The organism is Pseudoalteromonas sp. 1181_04 (assembly GCF_052850545.1).
Map to the genome: position 1 here is coordinate 1 of NZ_VXCS01000072.1, position 1,087 is coordinate 1,087.

Annotated in this window: 2 protein-coding genes; one reads left to right on the forward strand and one right to left on the reverse strand. The window is 42.0% G+C overall.

Annotated features, from left to right (window positions below):
- Positions 1 to 405: 405 nt before the first annotated feature.
- Entirely contained in the window at positions 406 to 561 is a 156-nt protein-coding gene (locus FW757_RS23065; RefSeq protein WP_404936154.1) for a hypothetical protein, read from the reverse strand.
- A 160-nt stretch (positions 562 to 721) separates the two neighbouring features.
- Between FW757_RS23065 and FW757_RS23070 the strand changes: the two genes are divergently transcribed.
- The coding region (locus FW757_RS23070; protein ID WP_446441776.1) for a carbohydrate-binding protein at positions 722 to 1,087 on the forward strand (366 nt) is incomplete at its 3' end.

A 1,087-nucleotide genomic window follows, 5' to 3' on the forward strand; every position in this document is an offset into this window, starting at 1 on the left:
CGTGGCTGAAGCCATCTCCTACGACCAATATTTAACCTCGGTGCAGCGCGAAGCGCCTCTGAATTCTCTGTGGTGAAATTCACTTTTTCGCCCTAAAGGGCGACCTACAATTTAAACAAAGCCGTTGGGGTTCATTGCACTCTACCCAACCTACAACCACACACGCCAGCAAGCTCAGCGCCTACGGTGGTTAACTCTATCACTGGTGTTAAATCTTTCGTGGCTAAAGCCATCTCCTACAAAAATACTTAACCTCTGTGTAGCGAAGCGCCTCTGTGAACTCGGTGGTGAAATTCACTTATCGCCCTAAGAACGACCTACAATTTAAACCACACCAGTAGGGTTTCGTTGCACTCTCCCCAACCTACGCCACTTGCGTTGTAAGGCGAAAGTTAAGTGCTTTTATCACTTGAAAAAAGTTTCGCAACGAGTTTTGGTTTTACCATTCACCGCCTTATACGAGCTTCCACGATTTAATCCTGTTGCGTTAGCAATATCGCTCGCGCCATGCTTTTTCACCAAAGATCTGAAAGGGGTCACCCATAAGAAGCTTCCGATCATGCTGACGACTGTGTTTTATTGATCTCTGTATTCAAAAACCAAGTATTGCTACTTTTCAAACTCATTAATGATTTTGAAATATTTAATCCTCCCACCTTGCATTTACCTAAAAAGTGAACTTAATTAAAAAGTAATGGAACTTCATCAAAAGGAATTTGCAATGACTAAACTCATCATTATTGCTTGGTTACTTTTTTGTTCGCATGCTTACGCGACAAATATTTTTAAGCTTAACCCAGAATCTAAAAATGTAGATTTAACTTCTATTCAACCAAACCACCCACAATGGAATGCCAGCTCAATTTATGTAGCCGGCGATGTTGTGACTCACAACAACAGCTTATTTATTGCCGCTTTTTGGGTTAAAGGCATTGAACCGATAGAAAACCAACCCCATTGGGATGGTTGGATTTGGCTGCAAAATACTGTGATAGAAAAATGGCAAGCAAACAAAGTGTATCAAGGTGGCAACCTTGTAAAACACGGAGCCGACTACTACCTTGCCCGCTACTGGAATGAGAATAAC

Bases quoted from the DNA above. Each gene is read 5' to 3' on its own strand.
- FW757_RS23065 (WP_404936154.1), bottom strand. From the start codon at position 561: ATGATCGGAAGCTTCTTATGGGTGACCCCTTTCAGATCTTTGGTGAAA.